This window comes from Methanobacterium sp. BAmetb5 (assembly GCF_003491305.1).
In the GTDB taxonomy this organism is placed as follows: Archaea; Methanobacteriota; Methanobacteria; order Methanobacteriales; family Methanobacteriaceae; genus Methanobacterium.
This window is the reverse complement of sequence record NZ_CP022706.1, coordinates 1,922,667-1,930,000: the sequence shown is the minus strand read 5'-3', so window position 1 is coordinate 1,930,000 and position 7,334 is coordinate 1,922,667. Positions and strand designations below refer to the sequence as shown.

Sequence of the window (7,334 nt, the reverse complement as noted above, 5' to 3'; positions counted from 1 at the left end):
TCCCAGGTAGGGTATTTCCAGTTCTTCGGCCAGTTGTTTTCCTTCACCTTTACCGAAAATGTTGATTTCTTCCTGACAGTGGGGGCAGATGAATCCAGACATGTTTTCTATTATTCCCAGGATGGGGATGTTCAGCCCTTTAACCATGTTAACACATTTGCGGACATCTTCCCCGGCTACGGCCTGGGGAGTGGTGACCATAACCACACCATCCAGGGGACTGATGGACTGCAGGACAGTTAATGGTTCATCTCCAGTTCCTGGTGGGTTATCAACTACCAGGACATCCAGATTTCCCCATGAAACATCAGATAAGAATTGTCTTATTGCTCCTGTCTTTTTAGGTCCCCTCCATATAACTGGAAGCCCCTTTTCAGGTAGCATGAACTCGATGGATAAAACTTCAAGGTTATCCCGGGCTTTAACCGGGGAAATACCCAGGGGGGTTTGCTGTAAGGTTGCATTTTCAATTCCTAACATATGGGGGACATCTGGTCCATGCAAATCCACATCCATTATACCAGTGTGGTAATTATTAAGGGCAAAGGCTGCTGCCAGGTTAACGGCTATGGTTGATTTACCCACACCACCTTTACCACTCATGACTGCTATTTTATGGCCTATATCACTCATACGCTTTAGTATGTTGATTTCCTGTTGCATTAAGAGTTTTTTCTGCTCTTCTTCTGAATCAGTTTTCATTTCAGTATCGGTTTTCAAAGAACCATCCCATTTAATTCAAATAAACTTTTAAAACTTTAAACACCCTGTACAGGGAGTTTAAGTCTTTTTTTAATCCATCTTAATTTGTGTCTTAATTATGGCCCTCAGAACAGGCATTATCCATGCTGGCCAGTTTTAATTTCCCTTCACTCCAGCTTTGCAGGGTTTCAATCACTGTCCCTGATGCACCCACATAAACTTCAATTCCAGCATTTTGGAGCATCTGAACTGCTTTGGGACCTAAATTTCCACATAGAAGTTTGTTAGCACCAGAACCCGCAATGAATTCCCCGGGAGTCATGGCCCCTCCCACATGTTTGGCTTTACTTTCTATAACTTGGAAATTCTCGATTTGTTCATCTTCCCACTTGATTAAAACGAAGTAGGGGGTTTTTCCCAGATGTTGGGATAAGTTTCCTTTTAGTCCGTCTTTATCAAGGCTGGGAACACATATTAATACCATTAATTTTTCCTCCTTTGAATTTTAATCTGCACCACAGAGTGGGATACCACATTTAGGACATTTAGTGTTGCGACAAGGTACTCCTGGGGTTTTCGGTGATTCATACCCACATTGTGGGCATTTGCATACCCTTGGAGGCCCGCCTCCCATTCCTCTGGCACCCTGTCCTCCCCTTCTTCTTCCTAATCCTGGTTGTGGGGTGGATTCTGTGGAGGTTTCTTCAATAGTGATTAATTCTATGTTTTCAGAATCACAATCCGGGCATTTTTCATATTTTTTACGGGGACTGTACCATTGGAAACCGCATATTTGACATTTATATCTTTTTTTATCCATAATATGATCTCCTCCTTTTATTTGGATGATTTTACCTTCAATTAAGGCCCTGGAAATTTTTATCAGGGTTAGTCCGGGGTCCGGTAAAATGCAGTTGGTGCATTTACCCACCCCAGACATGTTATGAATATATATTCAAAACTGTATATATACTTTAGCCCATGTCCTTACCCCACCACTCAATAAATTCATAGAAACTAAAAAATATTCGATTAAAAAAACCTAAAATTTAGATATAATTCTTTAAAACCGGATATACAAAATTAAAATGAAATTAAAACGATTTATTATTATAAATATAAATTCAGAATTATAATCAAAACTCGGGTTGAGTAAACGTAAAAAAATGAAACAATCACTAATTTGATGACTTTAAATTGATCAGGGTTATCTCACACTTTGAACCCAGCCTCATGGGCGGACCCCAAGTACCAGTACCCTGAGAAACATACAATTTAGTTCCTTTATAATCGTATAATCCCCTAATATAAGGGAACATTAATTTAACCAGGTAATTGAAGGGTATCATCTGACCGTTGTGGGTGTGGCCCGAAAGTTGCAGGTCTATGCCCGCAGCATGGGCACTTTCCAGCTCCTGAGGCAGATGATACAGAAGGATTGATGGTTTGTCTTTTTCAATTTTCAGCTGGTTAAGGGTGTTTTGGAGATGATTTCTCTCCAAGGAATAGTTAACACCCACCACCTGCACCCCTTTAAAATCAATTGCCTCCCCGGAGAGAATCTTCAAATTACTACCCTCCAAAACCCGGAAAACTTCATCCATTCCTTCGTAGGTTTCATGATTACCCGTAACGAAAAAAACCGGCATTTTTAAACGATTAATTGCTTTGAATGTGTGTTTATGCAATCGAGCACTACCATCAACCATATCTCCAGTTATGAAAACCACATCCGGGTTTAGTTTGATGGTTTCACTTACAATTCGTTCCATGTAGCCCGAATTTCTGACTGACCCTATATGAATGTCTGAAAGTTGTACTACTCTTAAATCTTCTTTTAACCCGTTTAATGGTATTTCTAATTCCACTAATTCCAGATTGTAGCTATTATAAATTGAATATGCACTGATAACAGTTACCAGGATGGCGATTAGAATACCGGCACTTTCACGGGGCACCGGCACAATCCAGGAGACGATCAAGTAGGCTAAGAGTAAAAATAGGAGATAGAATGATATTCCCATCCAGGCCGACGCAGCAGTGTAAAATATACGAGTGTAGTTGTTGGAAACTGTTCGTTCCACCAGAGTGGCCAGGGGATAAGATAGGGCAGCAACTATCATTACCGTGTAAAAAAAGGTATCCATGGGTATACCCAGGAGAAATGACATTCCAAAGAAAAGGTAGTAGTTTAGTACCAAAAATCCCACGAAAAAAAGGGATATGAACATTGCATACTGTAAAATTCTTCTCATTTTTTAAACCCACCTAATCACAGTTAATACCGGGATCCACAGAATTTACAGAGGCCATTGTGTAATTACTCAAAAAAAGTTGAATTACGGGATTAATATCCCATCAACGTGTTTTATTTAAATTATAGAACTTTCCGGCAGCAGTTTCACCAGAATATAATCATACATCAGGGATTTTTTAATTTCAGAGACATCACCCAGGCGGTATTCATCCACCTTTACCTCGGCAATTTCATCCTTATATTCATCATAGTTCAATTTTACCCGCACTCCATCCAGCTGGCTTACAATGGGTGCCGGGGAATAGATCTCCTCCACGGCCTTAACCTGGTTTTCAATCTCAGTTTTAACCAGGATAGAAGGCACTATCGGTGGATCATCCATCATCTCTTTACGCCGGTTATCCAGGATATCTTCCACAACCTCGGCCAAATTTCGAAGGGCACGAATATTTTCTCCCCTTTTAAGGCGACGGGGAATTCTTCCCAGACCATTCACATAGGCCGTGGCCCCGGGCAGGTCATCCAAACTCATTTCCGGAGCACCAGTTACCACCACCGGAATATCGATATCATTGAAAAGATGGGTCTTGTTCATCAGGCATTCCCGGAAACTCCCCAGGGCAAAGACCACCAGGTCGTGCTCTTCAATGAGTCTCTTCTCATCTTCAGAAATACGGGATATTCCCTTTCCCGCTCCACGGGAGAGACCAATCATATTATCTTTAGCCCCATAACGTCGAAGATACTCGGAGATATCACAGGCAGAGTGAGGTAAGTGCTGTCGGGCCAGGGTGGGAGAGACTATGGCAATTTCTGTCCCGGCCATAGGTGCTCTTTTAATTTTTCCCAAGAGTTCCCGGGACTTTTCATCAACCTTATCCACATCTTCCACAGGCACCGCCAGGGTAAGAACCAGATCCATCTGGCTGGTGGTCTCCTGCAACACGAAGCCTCCCAGATCCTCAATAAGCTCCTTTATCTCTTCGTGCTTGTGAACTCCTCCCGTGTAAGTTAGGGTTTCGTACATAATCTACTCTCCAGAATATGGTATCTTAACTTCGCTCTCTCCAGAGGATTGAGGGGAGCATCTTTATGGGAGGGGATTTTCACCGCCCTATTACCCATAAACTCTATTTCTTTCCCCACATCTTTATTATCTTCCAAATAATCCGGGAAAACCAGGAAATCCGGTTCCTCTGTCACCACCGAAAATCCCATATCTTCCACTATTTCTCTTATGAAATTAGAGTACACTTTAACTTTTATTTTTTTCCTTTCATCAATCTTCCCCTTTGCTGGCCGCATGTGGGATGAATAAACACTTTCCCAACCCCCCATATCCAGTTTTTCTGTTCCTAGATGATTAGAAATAATATCAACACTGTCAAAAATCTGTTTAAATGTATTTAACTTCACTTTAATCGCCGGTACTTCAGTTGCAGTTTCAGAAAGTACAATAGCTAAATCTGCACCATCAAAATTGTTATCCTTTTTTACAGTGTACGATGAGACTCCGGCTAGCCGGACTACTTCCTGGCACATGGGACTGGTATATATATTCATAGGACACCTCTATTGAACTATTCAATTTGTTAGGTTAATATCCAGTGAGATTGATGAATAGGTGGCCACCTTAAATGTATAATCTGTTTCCAAAAAACAATGGGGTGCAATCAAATATTCTGCAATTAACATAACCATTATATTAGGTAATAACGATGACGATCTCGTTGAGAATTACAATACTAACCTACCCCAGTAAATGGTACTGACCTTAACTAAGGATATTGACCTTAACTAATTAACCTTACCAGATTCTATCAGAAAAACTGATTTATTAAAATTCTGATTAGATTTACAGTTAAAAACTTGCTATTTTTGATCCATTGTTCTTGTGCAGATTTTCATGGGAAATTGACCTATTATTCTTAAAAGCCAGTGAATAACCCCCAAAAACCATGTATGCCGGGCTACCAAAGATTTAAATAATAAATAAAACAAAAAAATAGCATAACAAGACCTTTTTATACTGGTCTCGGGATGTGAATACATTGTTTGGAGCAGATGAAACCCCAAAGACGGCCCCGATAAAGGAAGGGGAAGAATATGAGGTTAAAATTGAGGATGTGGGTAAGGAAGGCGATGGAATCACCAGAATTGAAGGTTTCGTAGTCTTTGTGCCTGAAACAAAGGTAGGTGAAGAAATTAAGGTTCGAATAACTTCAGTACGGAGAAGATTCGCCTTTGCCGAGAAGGTCCCGGAATAAAAAGGAATACGAAAAATCTTTATTTTTTCCCTTACTATCTATTTTTGGTGCTAATTATGCAGGTTTCCCTGAGTTTTGAGAGATCATTTTCTAAAGATGTGGCCATCATGGTGGATGTTCTACGGGCCAGTACCACCATCACCGTGGCCCTGGAAAAAATTCCGAATATCATTCCCACGCTGGAAATAGAAGAAGCCCTGGCTCTGGCTCCTGAACACCAGGCTTTCCTGGCAGGAGAGAGGGGTGGAGCAACCATTGAAGGATTTGATGTGGGTAATTCACCCCTGGAGATCCAGGAACTGGAGGGTGAAACACTGATCATCACCACCAGCAACGGGACCCGAATCATGGAGGGGATCAGTGGCCGGGCCCTGATAGGTTCCTTTATAAATGCCCGGGCAGTGGCCAATAAAGCCCTCCAAGTAGCCACGGACCATGTGGAAGTGGTTATGGCTGGGGTGAGAGGGAATTTTGCCATTGAAGATTTCCTGGGTGCTGGTGAAATAATTTCCCACATGCAAAATGAGGAATTGGATGAAATGGCCCAAGCAGCCTGTCTAGCAATTGAAAACCAGAAAAAGGTAGACCAAGCCGTGAAAAACTCACGGTCAGCCCAGAATCTCAAAAAATTGGGGTACGGCAAAGATGTGGAGTTCTGCCTTCAGCGGGATAAATCACAACTGGTACCTGAATTTAAAGACGGGTTAATAAAACTTTTAGAATAAACACGGCCTGATCTTAAAATCCATAATATTATATAACCCCTTATTATAACTAAAAAGATTACCTTAACTAGAATAACTACTTAGCTAAAACGACTAACTAAGAATCTAATCAATTAACCCCCATATTCAAATAGAAATTCATAAACTCACTATGTATTTAGTTCAATTTAGAGTGATTTAATGGCACCTGACAATTTAACCATCATTGGTACGGCTCACGTCTCGGAAAAAAGCGTGGAAGAAGTAAAAGATACCATTATAGAAAGCCAACCAGATATAGTGGCCGTGGAACTTGATGCTGCCCGTTATCAAAACCTTCTCAACGAAAAACACGGAGTTCAAGAGGACAAGGAAATTAAAATAAGGGAGATCCTCAAGGGTAACAATTTCACCATGCTACTGGTGAGCAGTTTCCTCAGCTACTTCCAGAAAAAAATTGGAGAAGAAGTAGGAGTCAAACCCGGTTCAGAGATGCTGGCGGCAGCAGAAGCAGCCCAGGAAGCCGGGGCCCAGGTGGCCCTCATTGACCGGGACATTCAGATCACCCTCAAACGGGCCTTAAATCATATGAGCTTCTGGGAAAAGGCTAAATTTGTTTACAGCATAATAGCATCATTTTTCAGCAAAGATGAGGCCATTGAAGACATTGAAGATATAAAACAGGGCGATGCCCTGGAAGAAGTCATGGGATACTTCCAGGAAATGTCCCCCAGTGCCTACCAGGTACTGGTGGAAGAAAGAGACGCCTTTATGGCCCAGAGACTCCTGGATCTTCCGGGAAATGTGGTGGCCGTAGTGGGAGCTGGTCATAAAAATGGTATTAAAAAATATATGGAAAATCCCCATGACATACCCCCACTCCAACAGCTTTTAGAACTGAAAGAATCAAAGATCAGTGCCACTAAATTGATTTTATTTGCCATACCCGCACTGTTCATAGTTATATTTGTATTAGCATTCCTGCAGGGGATTAACATTCAATCCGGTCTGCTGCAGTTCGTCCTTCTCACCGGAGGATTGGCCTTTATAGGATCCCTTTTAGCTGGCTCTAAACTTCCTTCGGCAGTCACCGCATTTATAGTGGCACCATTCACAGCCATACACCCCCTTCTGGCTGCCGGCTGGTTTGCAGGAATAGTGGAGGCTAAATTAAGGGGCGTGTCCATGGATGACTTATCTCAGCTATCCAAGAGTGAAAGCCTGCGTGATATGTGGAATAATAGATTGTTTAGGATACTGCTGGTGGTAGTGGGCGCCAACATCGGAACCACCATAGGAGTCTTCCTCTCCATCCCTAACGTCCTCCTACCCTTAATAAACAGATTAATGGGCATGTGAACCCCATTATTCAATAAATGTAATTTAAATGTCTAAGTTCCTTAC

The 7,334-nt window shown here is 41.7% G+C and carries 9 protein-coding genes (1 of these 9 only partly in view); 3 read left to right on the top strand and 6 right to left on the bottom strand.

The genetic code is table 11. From position 1 onward, the window contains the following. The 6 genes from CIT02_RS09540 to CIT02_RS09515 form a co-directional block, all read right to left on the bottom strand. Positions 1 to 702: the 5' portion of an Mrp/NBP35 family ATP-binding protein gene (locus tag CIT02_RS09540; protein ID WP_292614953.1), read on the bottom strand. Its footprint begins 141 nt before the window's first position; 702 of the gene's 843 nt are visible here — the first part of the coding sequence; it begins with the start codon at positions 700 to 702; its stop codon lies off the left edge, out of view. 112 nt (positions 703 to 814) lie between these two features. Then, positions 815 to 1,186 carry a NifB/NifX family molybdenum-iron cluster-binding protein gene (locus CIT02_RS09535; RefSeq protein WP_292611911.1) on the bottom strand — a complete coding sequence of 124 codons (372 nt, stop codon included), beginning with the start codon at positions 1,184 to 1,186 and terminating at the stop codon, positions 815 to 817. Between the two features lie 21 nt (positions 1,187 to 1,207). Further along, positions 1,208 to 1,522, bottom strand: a complete 315-nt coding sequence (locus tag CIT02_RS09530) for a hypothetical protein (protein ID WP_292611909.1) — start codon at positions 1,520 to 1,522, stop codon at positions 1,208 to 1,210. A 358-nt stretch (positions 1,523 to 1,880) separates the two neighbouring features. Then, complete coding sequence (locus CIT02_RS09525; RefSeq protein WP_292611907.1) at positions 1,881 to 2,957, bottom strand: metallophosphoesterase; 1,077 nt, start codon at positions 2,955 to 2,957, stop codon at positions 1,881 to 1,883. A 117-nt stretch (positions 2,958 to 3,074) separates the two neighbouring features. Continuing rightward, on the bottom strand, positions 3,075 to 3,986 hold the full coding sequence (locus CIT02_RS09520) for a methanogenesis marker 7 protein (protein ID WP_292611904.1): 912 nt from the start codon (positions 3,984 to 3,986) through the stop codon (positions 3,075 to 3,077). After that, the gene (locus CIT02_RS09515; RefSeq protein ID WP_292611902.1) at positions 3,971 to 4,522 is read right to left on the bottom strand and encodes a hypothetical protein; all 552 of its coding nucleotides are present in this window, start codon (positions 4,520 to 4,522) and stop codon (positions 3,971 to 3,973) included. Before CIT02_RS09515 ends, CIT02_RS09520 begins: the two co-directional genes overlap by 16 nt. A gap of 488 nt (positions 4,523 to 5,010) precedes the next feature. On the opposite strand from CIT02_RS09515, the gene CIT02_RS09510 reads away from it, so the two are divergent. From CIT02_RS09510 to CIT02_RS09500, 3 genes are all read left to right on the top strand, one after another. After that, positions 5,011 to 5,226, top strand: coding sequence for a TRAM domain-containing protein (locus CIT02_RS09510; protein WP_048072506.1), 216 nt, complete (start codon positions 5,011 to 5,013; stop codon positions 5,224 to 5,226). Positions 5,227 to 5,282: 56 nt separating this feature from the next. After that, positions 5,283 to 5,951, top strand: coding sequence for a 2-phosphosulfolactate phosphatase (gene comB / locus CIT02_RS09505; RefSeq protein ID WP_292611899.1), 669 nt, complete (start codon positions 5,283 to 5,285; stop codon positions 5,949 to 5,951). A gap of 180 nt (positions 5,952 to 6,131) precedes the next feature. Then, complete coding sequence (locus CIT02_RS09500; protein ID WP_292611898.1) at positions 6,132 to 7,289, top strand: TraB/GumN family protein; 1,158 nt, start codon at positions 6,132 to 6,134, stop codon at positions 7,287 to 7,289. Positions 7,290 to 7,334: the final 45 nt, after the last annotated feature.